The sequence below is a fragment of the Streptomyces sp. NPDC088923 genome (assembly GCF_044749745.1).
Lineage (GTDB): Bacteria > Actinomycetota > Actinomycetes > Streptomycetales > Streptomycetaceae > Streptomyces.
In genome coordinates this window covers 158,361-173,042 of record NZ_JBIVIO010000006.1, presented here as the reverse complement: position 1 = coordinate 173,042, position 14,682 = coordinate 158,361, and the positions used below count along the sequence as shown (strand labels likewise).

Sequence of the window (14,682 nt, the reverse complement as noted above, 5' to 3'; positions counted from 1 at the left end):
GGCCCGAGGCGGTGGCGGACAGCAGAAGCGCTTAGAAGGCGCCTGCTCTATCCACTGAGCTACGGGGGCTGACCTGCGAAAACGCAGGATCCTCGGGCTGTATCCCCAGGGCGTGGTGACACAATGGGAATCTTAGGTTCCCAGGGCTCGTGGGGCACATGTGTCCCGGCCGAGCCGGGAGCAGGATCTCACACCGTCTTCACAACCGGCGAGGCGTGCGAGGAAATAATCGCGCACGTGTCCGATGTTGATCTCTTCCTAGCGGCGAAGGGGGAGGTGCGGACTGAGACTGTTCCACACGACGGATGAGGGTGTGACCGAGGTCGTCTCGCGACTCGCCGAGTACGAGGCCGACGTTCAGACGGTCGTCGAGGCGCACATGGAGAAGCTGCTCGGCGTCCGGTTCCTGGCGAGCGAGTACAGCACCGGGCCGGTGCACGGAGGGCGGATCGATTCGCTCGGGCTGGACGAGAACGGGGCGCCGGTCATCATTGAGTACAAGCGCGGTACCGATGCCGGCGTGATCAACCAGGGTCTGTTCTACCTGGCCTGGCTGATGGACCACCGTGCCGAGGTCGAGCACCTGGTCCACGACCGGCTCGGGGCGACGGCCGCGTCCCAGGTCCTGTGGAGCGGCCCCCGCCTGATCTGCGTCGCCGGTGACTTCACCTGCTACGACGTCCACGCCGTGAGCGAGCACCGTCGCTCGATCGACCTGGTCCGCTACCGGGTCTTCGGCAGCGACCTGCTCGGGCTGGAGACCGTCGCCTCCGTGAGCGGCGGCACGCGGAGCGCTCGCCGTACACGGCGCCAGCTCCCCGCTGCGGCGGCGGCCAGCATCCCTGAGCGGACCCGGTCGGATGTGGCCGAGGTACGGATTCAGCGTTGCGCGGCATCGAGATGGCGAGTGTCACCGAGGCTGACGACTTGGCGGGTGTGGAAGAAATCGTCCTCGCGCAGCGTGGTGATGCTGCCGGAGGGGCCCCGGAAACTGGCGTAGTCGGCCGACTCGATCGGCATCTTGATCCAGGACGCCACGACGAAGGTCAGCGAGCCGCCGTGCGTCACGATGATCTGGTGTTCACAGGGACGCTGCAGGATCTCGTCCATGGCTGCGTAGATCCGCTGTACCCACTGCGCCTTCGTCTCAGCGCCCTTCACGCCCTCGTCATGGTCCATCCGCTCCCCGGCCGCCGGCGGTGGGATGAAGCGCCGGTCTAGCCACTCTTGCGGCCGGCCGCCTGCTTCGCCGTAGGACTTCTCCCGCAGCCGGCGATCAAGGGTCAGCTTTACGTCGAAGAGCGCGCCCACTGTCTCGGCGGTTTGTCGCGTGCGCTGCAAGTCCGAGGAGAACAGCTCCACCTCGGCGCCGTCCGGGATCTGAGCCCGGAGAGCTTGGGCGATGGAGACCGCCGCACGAACGCCGACAGGCGTCAGGCGCGAGTCGTACCACCCGCCGACGACTCCTTCGACGTGGTGCGTCGCTTCTGGGTGGGCGACGACGTAAAGAGTACGCACCTAAAGCCTCCCCTTCGGTGAACAGCGTCCCTGAGCACGGCCCGCCACCTTAGCCGGACGCGATCACGACCGTGCCTTCTTGAGCCGCCTCCAGCAGATCAGACTGCAGGCCAACGACAGGAAGACGTCATGGAGTTCGAGGCGACGCTCCCATCGCACGGCAAGGCGTTTGAACTGATGCAGCAGACCTTCGCACTTCTCGACCAGTTCAAGCGTCTCGCCGTCCGCTGGGAGCGCTGCACCGAACTCCACGACGCCTTCGTCTCCCTCGCCTGCAGATCTGCTGTAGACGCCCCGAGACCAGCTCCCGGCGCCGGGGCCAGGTGGGACAATCCGTGTGTGTCAGAGGAACTCGCGCGCTGGTATAGGGGCCGCATGGTGGGCGGTCCGTTCAATCCACTCGACTCCGGCGAGTGTGCTGCACTCGAGCGGGAGATCGGACTGCCCCTGCCACCCGCATACCGCTCGTTCCTGGAATCCGCCGGCGGGGAGATGCTGGACTACTCGATCCGCCTCCCGGCTTGCGACCCAGAACCGGTACAGAGCTTCGACAACCTCTACCAGCTGGGACGTGACGACGCCGACGAGTACGGCTGGGGCACTCTCCTGGGTGAGTACCGGCGCAGTCGCGACGGGTGGCTTGCTGAGAACGTGCCGCTGACCGGCCTGCTGCCGATAGCCCGCAACGGCGGCAACGACATCCTCTTCCTCGACCTGAACCCGGCTACTCAAGGCCAACTCCATGCCTTCGTGCACGCCATCACCTGGCCCGGGTACCTGGGCAACCACGTCTTCACGAAGGTTGCTGACACCTTCGACGCCTACCTCGACAGCCTCTTCGTCGACCCCGACACGGCGCAGGACACCTGGGCAGAGGTCGCCGACAGTGACACCTCGGATCCCTGGCGGCGGACCGTCGAGGAATGGCTGGACGAGGAATTGCCCGCCTGGCGTGGCGAAGCTTGGGCCATGACCTGACCTGGAGCCGCTCGCCTCCAGCGCCAGCGGTCCAGTTCAGGCCCGCCCTGGGCGTGACCCGTCGTTGGGGAGCCCTGCCCATGATCCTGTTACGAGCTCTAAGAGCTCATCTCACATGGCAAGTTTCGCGAGTTTCTTGTAGCAGGTCAGGGCGGCCGCGAGGCCGAGGAAGGCGAGGAAGTGACCTCCCTTCCGTTCGTAGCGGACGGTGAGGCGGCGGTAGCCGAAGAGCCAGGCGATGGTGCGCTCGATCTTCCAGCGGTGTCGGCCCAGGCGTTCGCCGGTTTCGATGCCGGGTCGGGCGATGCGCGGGACGATGCCGCGGCCTTGGAGCCACCGGCGGTGTGCGGCGGAGTGGTACGCCTTGTCGGCCCGGAGCTTTGCCGGTTTGCGCCGGCGGGGTCCGCGTCGGGAGGGGACTGCGGGTATGCCGTTGATCAACGGGCGCAGGGCGTTGGTGTCGTGGACGTTCGCGCCGGATGCGGCGACGGCCAGCGGAAGACCTCGGGCGTCGGACAGGACATGCAGCTTGCTGCCCTTCTTGCCCCGGTCGACCGGGTTCGGGCCGGTCAGCGAGCCCCCTTTTTCGCGCGCACGCTCGCCGCGTCCACGATGGCCGAGGTCCAGTCGATCTCGCCCCGGGCGCCGAGCTCGTCCAGCACCACCCGGTGCAGCCGCCGCCATACCCCCGCCTCGGTCCAGGCCGTGAAACGGCGGTGGGCGGTGGCCGGCGAAACCCCGAAGTCACCCGGCAACATCTGCCAGGCACACCCACTGGTCAGCACGTACACCACAGCGGCGAACACCGCCCGCTCGTCCACCGGAGCAGTCCCCCCGCCCTGCGGCCGAGACTTGAACCCCGGCAACAACGTAGCGGTCAGCTCCCGCAACCCGTCCGGCACCAGCCGACTCGAAAGATCAGCACCCACAAGCCGACATCATGCCGCACCACCCTCACACCACGTGAGACAACCTCTTAGAGACGTTCAGCTCACCAGAAATTCGGTGCTGGATGTATACAGGGTTCTGACTTCCCGGGTGGTTCCGGAGGGCGAACGCTGTACCAGACGCGTCCCGAGGCGACGATCCGGCAGCTCGCCGCCAATCTGGGGATCAATCCCGAGACCTTCGGAACTGGGTCCGGGCGGGAGGCAGCCACTTCTGGACGCTGCCTTCCGGATGGGCAGTGAACGGTTGCCAGGCCCTCCGGCGATACGCGGACGGACACGATGCGGCCGTCAACGGCACCGCGGGGAGGCGCGATGTTCTCGCCTCCCCGCGGACTGGGCCGAAAGCCTGGGTCAATCCCTACCCGTCTGTTCCCGAGCGAGCGTAGATCTCATCCGCTTTCGGGAACTCCACGGCCGGAGAAAGCCGCAATTCGCCGGTTTTCTCCATGCGGTAGTAGTACAGGCCGAATTCTCCCGGTGTCGGCCCGCACTCTCCCGCCGCGAAGTTGACGGACACCCAGGTGTCTCCACCCGCGGGCACAGTGTCGATTCCCCAGGAGAATGTGCATTCTGGCTTCGTGTCGGCCTTCTCCATCAGTTCACTCAGCTGGAGCTGCGCCCCGTCCGAGATGGTCCCTCTGCCTCCCTTGCGGAAAGTGATCCAGTCACCGCCCTTGTTCTTCCACGAGCCGATGATCTGCCCTTCGCTCGGAACGGAGTCGGAAGCCGAATCCGCAGTGGAGTCCGACGCGGGGCTCGAAGCAGATGCGGGGTCCGATTGCTCTGCGCAACCGATGGCTCCCGTGACGAGGAAGGCGGAGACGGTGACGGCGAGAAGCGCCCGCCGTCCGCTCCTAGTTCGGTACATATACTTCCTCGATCCAGTTGATCCGTACGGTGATGTCCTTCTGACCGTCGGGCCAGACGTGCTTGACGGCGTCGGAGCCCGCCTTCATGACTCCGTTGGACTTTCCGTTCTTGTACCCGTCGTCCGAAAGGCTGCGGGTGGCCGAGGCTACCGTCATGGTGTTGGAGATGGAGACACGCACCTGCCCGACCATCGCCCCGTGATCCCACTCCGAGTCAGTCCGGGCCGGCTCGCAGGAGACCCCGAGCAGTTCGTAGTCGAGGTTGTAGGACCCGAGGGCCATGCTCGCGGGGCTGCCGCCGTAGATTCCCTCGGTGAAGAAGCCGGTGAGGTCCGTGAGCCCCTCCCAGGCCTTCGCGACGTTGCTGCGTTCGGCGTGCGACTTGTCGAACGATCCCTTCGCGGTGTAGGTGCCGTCCTTGATCAGGCCCTGCATCTTGCGGATGAAGCCTCGGAAGTGGTCCTCCGTGCGCAGTTGCCGCACGAACTCACCGTCCGGAGGCAGCGTCACGTCGGACGGCCCGCCCTTTGCCCAGAGCATGACCAGCTCCTGGGCGGACAGATCCATCACCTTGCCCTTCTTGCCCTGCTTGCGCTCCGGTTCCGGGTTCGGCCCCTTCTTGAACTTGGGCTTGGGCTTGGTGTACACGGCGACGTCGACGGAGGTCGTCCGGCCCGAGGTGGTCCGCACCGTCGCGCTGATGTACGTGCTGGTCGTGCCCGGAACCTGGACCGTGTAGGTCTTCGTGGTGTGGTACACCCAGGTGCCGTTTGGACCCATGCTCATGTAATCCGTGTATGTGCCGCCCTTGCCGTCGCTGCAACCGCGCTCGCAGTCCGTGATCGGGCGCAGACCGGTGGGGTCCGTCTTGGTGACGGGGGTGTTGTCGGCGTAGGCGTAGCCGTTCAGCGACTCGTGGTCCTCGGTGACGAGGATCGGGTCGACGGAGAGGAATCGGCCCGTTGCCGGGTCGTACTCGCGGGCTCCGACGTGGACGAGGCCGGTGTCGGAGTCGACGGGTTTGCCGAGGAACCCCTTGTCGTCGGGCCAGGCCGAGGGCGCCACGCCGCGGCTCTCGCCGAAGGGCTTCGAGTAGCGGCGGGTGACGGCCTGGGTCGTCGCGTCCACCGTCATGGAGGCGGTGCCGTGGTGGTCGTCGACCATCCAGGTGAGGCCGGTCTCCCTGCGCACGGCGGTGATATCACCCGCCGGATAGAAGCGTTCGGCGGTGAACTTCTTGGCCCCCGTGTCGTAGTGAAGTTCCTGACCGGACAGGTAGAGCACGCTCGTGCCGGTCCCCCGGCGGATCAGGAGGTCGCCGTTGGCGTCGTAGAGGTAGTCCGTGGTCTTCGTTCCCTCGGTGAGCCGGACGAGCTCACCCTCGATGTCCCAGGTCAGGCTCTGCGCCGCACCCGTCGCGCCGTAGCGCTTGGTGGTGTTGCCCTGCTCGTCGTACTCGAAGGTCTTCGCCGGGCCGCCGTCGACCGCGACCGACGTGAGCGAGTGAGGCTGGCCGCCGCCGTTCGCATCGAGGTTCGGATAACCGTACGCGGTGGTGGTGTCGCCGGCCGTCTTGTGCTCGACCTGTGTGTCCCGCAGACCTCCTGGCTTGTAGGTCCAGCTCGTCCAGTACGGTGCGGGACCGCCCAGCGCGTTCGCCGCGCGTGCGGTGGCGCAGTCGTTGGATGACGGGGTCCATGCCTCGGTGAGGCGACGGTGCCCGTCGTAGGCGAAGCACTGGGTGTCCCTGCCGTTCGCCTTGTCCGTGATGGACCTGACGTTTCCGGTGGCGTCGTAGATGTAGTCGACGTCGCTGGTGTACCCGGAGTTGGTCTGGTCGACGGTGTGCACGTTGGACAGTCGGCGTGTGCCGTCCTCGTACCGGTTGAGGACCTGCAGTTGCTTGGCCCCTGTCGAGGTGCCCAGCCGGGTCTCCTCGATCTCGCCGTACGGCGAGTAACCGATGTTCTGCACGTAGTCGGTCATGCCATCGGTGCCGGTGAGCAGGCCGAGCTCGTTGTAGTCGTTGGTGACCGTCTCCGCGGGCAGTCCCGCCACGGCCGGCATCGAGGTGGACTGCACCGTGCCGTCGCTGTTGTACGTCGTCGAGGTGACGAAGGTGTTCGGCGCGCCCGCGACCACCAGGGGGTCACTGGCCGCGATGACGGTCTTGGTGCCTTTCGGGCGGCCGAGCGCGTCGTAGCCGGTGACGGCCTGCGAGTAGATCTTGCCGGTGGTGCCGCCCACGTAGCGGATCGAGGCGGTCGGCTGTCCCTTCGCCAGGGTGTCGTAGGTGAACTTCGTCAGCTGGTGTGCGCCGTCCTTGACCCCGTCCCACGTACCGATCCTGCGGCCCAGATCGTCGTAGTCGGTGATCAGGGTGCGGGAGGTCTGGTTCAGCGTCGTGGTGGTGGTCACCGGTTGGTCGGCGTCGTTGTAGGTGGTGGTGACCTTCCCCTTGTCCGGGTCCGTGGAGGTGGTCTTGCGCCCGCGCAGGTCGTAGTCGTACGACCAGACGGCATTGTCCGGACCTGTCATCCTGGTGAGCCTGCCCGATGGGTCGTGCTCGAAGAGGGTGCGGGTGTAGTCGCTGCCGGACGGGACCGGGCCGCCATACTCACGGCGTTCGATCAGCCGCCCGCGGGCGTCGACGATGCTCAGCGTGCCGGTGCCCCCGGCCGCGGCGGTCACGGCGGTGCGGTCGCCCTGGTACTCCGTCCTGGTGCGCCACTTCTCCTGGTCGTAGACGCGGAAGATCGATGCGGTGGCGCGGCCAGCGGCGTCGAAGACCGTCTCGGTGGAGGCGGGTACCGAGCCGGGGTAAGTGTTGGCCAGCGCACCCGTGGGCGCCGTGCTGTCGTGGACCTGGTCGTTGGTGGTCGCGGCCAGGCCGCGGTCGTCGTAGAGCGTCTCGGAGATGACCCGGCCGCCGTTCGGCGCGGGTACCTGTGTCTGGCGGGACCGCAGCAGGGAGTCGAAGATCTCGTAGGAGCTGTTGTAGGTCTTGCCGTCCGCCTTGAGGGCGTCGGTGCGGATCCAGGTCTCCTTGTTGTTGTTGATGCTGTAGTCGTAGACGAGGGTCGCCGCGTCACCCAGTGCGCGGGAGCGGTCCGGCTTCCACACCGACCGCAGTCTGCCGAGGGCGTCGAGGGCCCACTCGGTGAGGTTGTTGTTGGCGTCGGTGGTTTTCGTGGCGGTGCCCCACGCCGGATCGACGACGGTGGTCGCCGTGTAGTTCATCGGGTCGGTGGTGGTCTTGGCGGTCAGCGGGCCGTAACCGGTGTCGTCAGGGACGTATGCGGTGCGGACCGTGGCGCCCCGGGCGTTGGTCTCCGTCAGCGGGCGTCCCAGCTTGTCGAACGTCGCCCCGGACGCCTTCTGGTAGACCGGCGCCTTGTTGGCGTCGTAGCTCGCGACGCGGTACGTCGACGTCACGGCACCCTTCGTCGGGGGTGTGCCGACGGCCTGGTTGTCGTAGGCGGTCGTGGCGTCCGAGACGACGTCCTTGGGAAGCGACGGCGTGGCCGAGCAGCCGACGGAGTAGACCTCGACTCGACTAGGCTTGTTGACCAGCCAGTCCGCGGTGTTGCGCGCGTACGTGGTCCGCGTGCAGGTCTCGTCACCGCTCTTGGCGGTGTCGCCGGAGTCCTCCACTGTCATCGGCATGCCGTACGTGGTGTCGTACGTCGTTCTCTGCCTCACCGTGCGGGTGCCGGCAGAGGTCTTGGTGCGGGTGGACGTCTCGCCGGGCTGGACGATCCAGGAGTCGGTGGTGCCCCAGCTATAGGTGTGGCCGGCGGTCTTGTGCGACCACGGGGTGTTGACGGTGCCGCTGACCTCGTCCGAACCGTTGAGGACGATCGTCTCGCGCACGAAACCCGCGTACGGGCGGGAGTCGTCGATGACGGCGCCCGTGGAGTCGGTGACCTTCTCCACGCGGGCGGTGCCGTCGAGCTCCTTCTCCCCGTTCAGGCCGCGCATGTACAGGGTGGACTTCTTCGAGCGTGGGCCCTCGGAGTCACCGGCCGTCTCGACGACCTTGCCGTAGCCGCGCCAGGCGGACCAGGTGCGATTGGACGGCTTGGTCAGACCTTCGTCGTCGGCGTAACCCCAGCCGGCGCCGCCCTGGTAGTCGTAGGACGTCTGACCGGTGTCACCGTGGCCGTACGGGTCGTCCTGGAGAACGGAGGTGACCACGTACTTGTGGAACCAGTCGGTGGTGGGCGTCGCCCCTGACTGCGACCACTTGACGGGGAAGCATCGACGGGAGTTCTTGTCGACGGCCGAGGGCATGTCCGAGCCCCAGACACAGTCCGGGTCGGAATAGTTGGCGGTGAGGGTCGAACCGCTCTCCGACTTGATGGTGCGGACCCGCCACTTGAGGTAGCGAAGGGTGTCCTGGCCGCTGCCCTCGACGTGGTTCGGCATCTGGATGCCTCCGAACACGACCGGGGGGAGCTGCGCCGCGGTGCTGTTGGCCTTGCCGGTGTTCTGGATGGACTTCAGCCACAGGCTCGCGGAGGAGGCGTCGCCCGTGTCGGGGAAGCTCTGCTCCAGGTGCCACGTGTCCACGCTGCGGCGGGTGGTACCGGTACCCGTCCAGACCGAGGTCGTGATGTCGGTGAGGCGCTTACGGGTGAAGAAGGCCGGGCCGATCTGGGTGGTGCATTTGGTCCCGGCAGCACAGATCATGTCGAAGGGCACGTCCGGCCAGTTGGCCTTGGTGTCCTTCGTCAGGCTGTCGCAGCCACCGGACGTGACGCAGCGTTCCGCATAGGTGAAGAGAACCTGCTGGGCGGCGGGCTTGGCGTAGATCAGGTCGCTGCGCAGGCCGTAATCGATGCGGTCGAGGTGGCCGCCCCGGGTGTAACGGGTGCCCTCGACGGTGGTGTCGGCATTCTTGGAGTAGTAGTTCGCCTCCTTGGTATACCAGTACGTGGAGGCGTTGCCGTGCGGGTCGACGACGTAGTCAAGGTTCCAGCGCCACGCCTGGTCACACAGCGTGTCCCCGAAGCCGGTGGACTTGTAGCAGGGCTCGCCCGCGTCGTCGCCGGCGACCGGGACGGTCCACACGGAGTTGGTGACCGGGTCGTCGTCGGTGGTGGCTGCGGTGCCCTTGTCGCTCCAGCCGGGCATCCGGCTCTTGCCGAAGAAGTACTGGGTCCCGGAGGAGTCCGTCACCTTCCAGTACTCGGTGTTGTTGTCACCGTTGCCGGTGGCGCCGGTCAGGTGCTCGACGCGGCTGCCGTCCTCGTTCTTCACCTTCCAGGTGCCGCCGCTCGCCTCGGACTTGGCGGCTGTGTCGCAGGCCGCCTTGTCGTCGCAGGCGTTGACGAGCTCGACGGCCTTGCCGTTGAGGACGAGAGTGGCGTTGGCGTACTTCCAGCACTGGTCGCCCTTGCCGGTCTGTCCGTCGTCCTTGCAGGGGGCGTACTTGCGCTCGATAAAGGACTCCGTCATGGAGAATCCCTCACCGACGGCCGAGGTCTGGTTGTTCTCGCCCGCCGTGCGGCCGTCCACCGAGCCGGAGCTGTACGAGATCGCCAGGTTCGGGGCAGGTCCGGCGGTCGCCGGAGGGACGCGCAGCGGATAGTTCCAGGTGAAGTCACCCGAGCTGCCGCCGGCTTCCCAGGTCGCGCTCGGTGACAGCGAGGTGGCGCTGTAGTCGCTGCCACCGCCCGCCTCGTCGGCCGCCGCAGCCAGCACGGACGCGGTGTTCATGGACAGGGTGCGGGCCGGGAGGGAGCCGCTCAGCGTCTGCTTGGCGGCGTCGTTGTCCGTGTCCGTCACCGGGGTCTGCGTACGGCACGCCTTCTTGTCCGGTGTCGTCAGCGCGCACGCGGGCAGGGTGACGAGGCGCAGCCGCGGGCCGAAGTTGCCGCCGTAGGCGTCGCCGAAGGAGGAGTAGTCCAGGGTGACGCGCAGACGGTCGGTGTCGGTGCTGCCCTTCCTCCCGCCGGCCGGAGTGAGGGTGAGCAGGACGCCGTTGACGCCCGCCTTCTTCGCGGCCGCCTGAGACCGGAGGTCGAGGGTCACCTTCTCCGCGGGGCCGGTGGCCTTGTCCTTGCCCGCGGACGCCTTCGCCTTGCTCGACCGGGACCCCGGCGCCGGCTCCTGCGCGAACCGCACGCCGAGCCCGCCGACGGTGGTTCTGGTCACGCCGGACGCGGCCACCTCGGCGGTGGCCTTGCCGGGCTCGGGCCAGGCGGCCTGCTTCAGTCGCTCGCGGGTACGGCGCTCGGCCGGAGCGGCCTTGTCCTTCGGAGCCCTGGACGCGCCCGCCCCGAAGCCGCCCACCTTGTCGATCTTCGCGTCGGGCCGGTCCTCCAGCTTCTTGCGCGCTGTCGCGGACTGAGCCTGGGCGGCGAAGTCGTAGCCCGACGGAACCAGGACTTGTGGGAGGAGTGCGAGGGAGGCGACAAGTGCTCCGCGCGTGAGCCAACGGCGTACGACGGCCCCTGGCACACGTCTGGGAACAGGTGCTCTAGACATGGTGATGTCCTGGTTCTGGATATGGGTGGGACACGCCCGGCCCCTCGGGCCGGGACGCGGGCTTGCGGCGCGGGCTGCGCCGACTGCGGCAGAGCCGGGCCGTGCGGGGCGGGACGAAGGTGTCCCGCCCCGCACGGCCCGCGGTGTCACTGCTGCTGTTCGGTGTTGAAGCGGTTGGCGACGGTGTCGGTGGAGGTTGCTCCGGCCCACACCCGGACGCTGTCGAGAGAGCCCGGGAAGTAGCGCGCGGCGGCGCCGTTGATCTTCGCCCGGCCGATCTCGAAGGCTCCACCGCCCTGCCAGGGCGCGGTGTACGGGATGCCGTCCTCGTCGCCCATCCGGGCACTGTCGACGTACAGCTTGAGCGCGCCCAGCTTGGACGTGTCGTCGGGGTCGGCCTGCGCCTGTGCGTCGTAGACGACAGTCAGCATCGTGGGAACGCCGAGCTGGGCCGTCGTCGCCGCCGTCGCGGTGCTGGTGGTCCACTTGGCTCCGGTGCCGTCCTTGTCGGGGCGGCCGAAGGTCCAGCGTCCCTGGGCGCTGCCGGCGGGCTGCTCGTACCAGACGCCCCACGCGGACTGGCTGGTGCCGGGCTCGCCCATGACCTGCACGGCGTACGCCTTGCTGGTGTCGGCGAGCTTGGCCGGGTCCAGGGTCACCCAGGCGGTGGCGGTGAACGAGCCGGTGTGGTCGACGACGGGACCGCTCGCGCCGGCGTAGGCGCTGGTGCCGTTCAGTGTCATGGTCCGTGAGGTGGTCACCTCCTCGCCGATGTCCGGATCGCCGGTCGTGACGGTGGTCAACGAGGCTCCGTGCAGTGCCAGGTGGCGGCCGAAGCCGCTGGTGTCCTTGACGGTGGTACCGGTCGCGTTGGTTGTGTCCGTGGCGTCCCACTTGGCGACCAGTGCCGGAACGGGGTCGCCGGAGGTGCCGTCGCTGAGGTCCTCGTCCTCCAGCCAGGCGTCGTGCGCGAGCTCGGTGTCCGCGAGCGCGCGGGACCAGACCTTCACCTCGTCGATGGTGCCGGAGAAGTTCTCCACCCCGGCCGCCTTGTACCAGAGCCGTCCGACCTGGAGCCCGCCGGACGCCTTCCACGGTGTGCTGAACGCTACCGGGCTGCCCTGCGGGGTGCCGTTCACGTACAGCTGGACGGTCTGAGATGCCGCGTCGTAGACGCCTGCCAGGTGGGTCCAGGCGTTCAGGACCGGCGGTTTGGTACCGACGGAGCGGGTGATGCCGGGGGATACGACGTCGCTCTGGTGCCGGTTGAAGATCCAGGCGTCGTAGCTGGTGGAGTAGTAGAGCTGGAATCCGGAGGCGTTGTTGCCCGCCTGCGACAGAACGGTGTAGTTGACGTCCTTCTTGGTCAGACGCGCCCATGCCGAGACGGTGAAGGACTTGCTGGTGTCCAGGACCGCGCCCGCGGTGGACAGGTAGGAGCTGGCGCCGTTGAACTTCGCCGCGCCCGGCCCGCTGCGGGCCAGCGTGTCCCAGCTCGCTCCGGAAGCGGTGAGCGGGTGCTCGGTGGAGGTCGTGGAGTCGGTGAGGGCGTTGTCCAGGTGCCAGTTGCCCGAGGGCTTCTCGGCACCCTTGACCAGGAAGCTGTAGCTGGCGGTGAGTGAGCTGTGCTGCGCCGCGTCGAACCCCCAGACCTGGATGGTGTTCTCACCGGCCTGGTTGGGGGTGATGGTCTGGGTGGTGGCCGTGCCCTTGGCGACGGGGATCGGGGCGGAGACTGCGCCGCTGTTCAGCTTCCACTTGAAGCTGGTGACGTCCGACTGGATGCCGCTGGTGGTGGCGTTGGTGTCCGCGGGGGTGAAGGTGAACTTGCCGGGCGTGCCCACGCCACCGGCCGCCGGGTTGGCGTCGGCGGGCTGGTAGATGCCGTCCGCGCTGGTCACGACCGGGCGCGGGGGTGAGTCGGTGTCGACGCGGAAGTAGCACCAGGACGACCAGGATGAGTCGAGGACGCCCGTGGCGCCCCGGTCCGTCTTGTAGTACGCCTGCGTCTTGGCCCGCATCCGGTAGTCGGTCTGCGGTGACAGGGTCGAGGAGGTCGCGGTACGGGCGGCGTTGTCGGCCACCCATGTTCCGTCGGGCGAGTACCCGTACCAGGAACGGCTGGAGCCGTCGGCCTTCCATACCTCGAACATGGCCCGCAGCTGTGCGTTCGAGCCGTCGGCGGACTGCACCGTGGCGAGCGTCTTGGGGGTGGAGTCACTGGTGGCGTACGGAAGCGTGGAGGCGTTGCAGGCGCGCCCGGTCGTGCCGTCCTGAACACCGTAGGAGGTGGGCTTGTCCGGGTAGGACACGTAGGTGACGGACAGCTTCGCGTCGTTGCGGAACCGGGCCCACGACCCTGCGTCGGATTCGTCGTGCGCGGTCAGCGAGAAGGTGATCTGTGAGGTCTTGTTAGCCGCGTAGGAGGCGAGCGTGGTGGTCAGGTTCTCGTTGGTCTCCTCGTCCACGTTGTCGCTGAAGCGGACCCAGTTGGCCGGCTGGGAGGGGCTGCACAGGCCGCCGCGTCCGTAGGCCACTTTGCGGTCGCCCATGAGGTCGACGGCGCTGGGCCGGGAGGACCAGGTGGTGCTGGAGGCGATGCCCTTGTCCACCCGCGAGAGGTCGTACCAGTGCGGGTCACACGTGAACGTCCACTCCTGGTACACCTCCATCGTCGCGTCCAGGATCTTCTTGCCGTGGATCGAGGACAGCGGGTACTCGAAGTACAGGCGCTGGGTGTAAGGGCTGTTGGAGCACAGGTAACCGGCGTAGTTGGAGCAGCGGCCGACGCCCTTGTCCCCGCTGAACTTCCAGAACTTGTCGCCGTCGGAGGACAGGGCGGTCCAGTCACCCAGCGAGATCCCCCTCGTCGGCGGGTCGATGTAGAGCGGGAAGACGGTGTCCTCGCCGCGCAGCAGACGCGGATCCGGCTTGATCTGCACGGTGGTGTCCGTGACTTCGAGCGGTACGTCGGCCGCGACGTCACCGCTGCCGGGGCCCTCCGACGGGGCCGGCTCGCCCTTGGCCGCGGGCAGCGGCACCGCATCGTGGTCGTCGTCGGCAGCGGTACGAGCGAGCTGCGTGGTCACCTGGGCCGGGGGATCGCCGGCGGAGTCCCACATCCGCCCCGCCGGGCTCTCGAAGACCGGGCTGCCGTCGCCGTCGCGGGCCACGAAGCCGCCGTCGGCTGTGGGGGCGATGTCCAGACCATCGGCCGACACACCCATCCGGATCGTTTCGAGTGCGGGATTCTTCGCCGCTTCCGCCGTCCTCACCACCAGCACGGACGTGTATCCGGTGCTGAGCGCCGTCAGCTTCAGGTCGACGTCCTTGAGTACGTCGGCGTAGGTCGCCGTGGCGCCGTCGAGGGCTGGCGCGGGAAGCGATGTCGGCCAGCTCAGCCGCAGTTCGTGCCCGTTCTGCGCCAGGATGACCAGACCGCTTCCGCTGCCGCCGCCCGCGAAGGTGACCTCAGCCGTGGTGCTCCTGGCCCGCACCGATCCGTCACCCTGGCGTACGAGGGTGGTGTCGATCGGCGCCCAGTCCCCGCCGTTCTTGCGGGCACGGACCGGGGCCGCGTTCATCTCCTGCGTGAACGTGCCGTCGGGGTTGGCGAACAGCTGTGACGATTCGGTCGTAGCCGTGTCCACGGCCACGCGATCACCGCTCTGCGCGGCGAGCGCACCGGCCTCCGATGCCGAAGCAGCGCTGTGCGTACCCGACTTCGCCGTCCTGCCGGAAAGAGCGGAAGCCGCTCCCGCCCCGGCCACCGGCAGTACTCCCCCGACAGTCAGCGCCGCGCCCATCAGGGCACCAACGGCTCTCCTGCCTCTGGCACGCCGACCGATCCACATACTTCTCATACCCCACCCACA

At 67.8% G+C, this 14,682-nt stretch carries 6 protein-coding genes and 1 pseudogene; 2 read left to right on the top strand and 5 right to left on the bottom strand.

Annotated features, from left to right (window positions below; genetic code table 11):
• Window positions 1–313: 313 nt before the first annotated feature.
• Window positions 314–844, top strand: a pseudogene (locus ACIP4O_RS23015) (transporter); the annotation flags it as partial.
• A gap of 35 nt (window positions 845–879) precedes the next feature.
• Here ACIP4O_RS23015 and ACIP4O_RS23010 read toward each other — a convergent pair.
• Window positions 880–1,518 carry a histidine phosphatase family protein gene (locus ACIP4O_RS23010; RefSeq protein WP_401577061.1) on the bottom strand — a complete coding sequence of 213 codons (639 nt, stop codon included), beginning with the start codon at window positions 1,516–1,518 and terminating at the stop codon, window positions 880–882.
• A 129-nt stretch (window positions 1,519–1,647) separates the two neighbouring features.
• Between ACIP4O_RS23010 and ACIP4O_RS23005 the strand changes: the two genes are divergently transcribed.
• A complete protein-coding gene (locus ACIP4O_RS23005) occupies window positions 1,648–2,496 on the top strand; it encodes an SMI1/KNR4 family protein (protein ID WP_401577059.1) in 849 nt (282 codons plus the stop codon).
• A 111-nt stretch (window positions 2,497–2,607) separates the two neighbouring features.
• Here ACIP4O_RS23005 and ACIP4O_RS23000 read toward each other — a convergent pair.
• The 4 genes from ACIP4O_RS23000 to ACIP4O_RS22985 form a co-directional block, all read right to left on the bottom strand.
• Window positions 2,608–3,425, bottom strand: a protein-coding gene (locus ACIP4O_RS23000) for an IS5 family transposase (RefSeq protein WP_401577057.1) whose coding sequence is annotated in 2 segments (ribosomal slippage) — window positions 2,608–3,068 and window positions 3,068–3,425 — 819 coding nt in all. Because the reading frame shifts where the segments join, the coding sequence is not laid out codon by codon here.
• A 379-nt stretch (window positions 3,426–3,804) separates the two neighbouring features.
• Window positions 3,805–4,314 (bottom strand): hypothetical protein, encoded by a 510-nt coding sequence (locus ACIP4O_RS22995; protein WP_401577055.1) that lies wholly within the window; start codon window positions 4,312–4,314, stop codon window positions 3,805–3,807.
• Window positions 4,301–10,807: an RHS repeat-associated core domain-containing protein gene (locus ACIP4O_RS22990; RefSeq protein WP_401577053.1), complete on the bottom strand. Its 6,507-nt coding sequence runs from the start codon at window positions 10,805–10,807 to the stop codon at window positions 4,301–4,303. Before ACIP4O_RS22990 ends, ACIP4O_RS22995 begins: the two co-directional genes overlap by 14 nt.
• Before the next feature lie 146 nt (window positions 10,808–10,953).
• Window positions 10,954–14,463, bottom strand: a complete 3,510-nt coding sequence (locus tag ACIP4O_RS22985) for a LamG-like jellyroll fold domain-containing protein (RefSeq protein WP_401577051.1) — start codon at window positions 14,461–14,463, stop codon at window positions 10,954–10,956.
• Between the last annotated feature and the right edge of the window lie 219 nt (window positions 14,464–14,682).

Bases quoted from the DNA above. Each gene is read 5' to 3' on its own strand.
- ACIP4O_RS23005 (WP_401577059.1), top strand. From the start codon at position 1,648: ATGGAGTTCGAGGCGACGCTCCCATCGCACGGCAAGGCGTTTGAACTG.
- ACIP4O_RS22995 (WP_401577055.1), bottom strand. From the start codon at position 4,314: ATGTACCGAACTAGGAGCGGACGGCGGGCGCTTCTCGCCGTCACCGTC.
- ACIP4O_RS22990 (WP_401577053.1), bottom strand. From the start codon at position 10,807: ATGTCTAGAGCACCTGTTCCCAGACGTGTGCCAGGGGCCGTCGTACGC.